The organism is Nautilia lithotrophica (genome assembly GCF_054656815.1).
The window spans coordinates 1-738 of the sequence record NZ_BAAHXN010000008.1 but is presented as its reverse complement, the minus strand read 5'-3'; the positions used below and the strand labels follow the sequence as shown (position 1 = coordinate 738).

Sequence of the window (738 nt, the reverse complement as noted above, 5' to 3'; positions counted from 1 at the left end):
CTTAACTTGTTCATCCATCGCTTTATCTGCAATTTGAAAAAGCCCAATAGCATCATTAGCGTTTCTAATAGCTTGACCTAAAGAATCTGCTTGATCTCTTAATGCATCAGCAATTTGAAGACCAGAAGCATCATCTGCAGCTTTATTAATTCTAAGTCCTGTTGAAAGTTTCTCAAGAGAACTACTTAAAGCTCTATTATTAGCAACACCAGCAGCATGTGCATTCAATGCAGCAATATTTGTATTTATCCTAAATCCCATTTTTAAACTCCTTTATTTTTCAAAGGAGTAGCAAAATGCGTTCCAAAAATAACAAACAATTTTAATTGAAAAAAATATACTCCAAATCTAATCAAATAAGTGTCTGTCACTATTAATATATTATAGACTTTACATTTTTTTATTTTAAACTTTTGACTTTCTTTATACTCCCAAAAGGGAGTAAAGAAATTATTTATTATTGTAATAATCTCATTACATTTTGCTGAACTGCGTTTGCTTGTGATAATGCATAACTTCCTGATTGTGCAAGAAGATTGTATTTTTGGAAATTAGCAGTTTCCTGTGCAAAATCTACATCTCTAATTTGTGATTCCGCAGCTTTTACATTTACTTGTGTTACTGAAATGTTATTAATTGTGCTTACTAATTGGTTCTGAACTGAACCGATATCACCTCTAATTTTATCAAGAAGTTTTGCAGCACTATCAGCAATATCCATTACAGCCATTGCACCTC

At 31.4% G+C, this 738-nt stretch carries 2 protein-coding genes; both read right to left on the bottom strand.

Annotated features, from left to right (window positions below; translation table 11 throughout):
• On the bottom strand, positions 1-261 hold a 261-nt coding region (locus tag ACYQ19_RS09165; protein ID WP_459979130.1), incomplete at its 3' end, for a flagellin N-terminal helical domain-containing protein.
• Positions 262-457: 196 nt separating this feature from the next.
• A partial coding sequence (locus ACYQ19_RS09160; RefSeq protein WP_459979129.1) for a flagellin occupies positions 458-738 on the bottom strand: 281 nt, incomplete at its 5' end.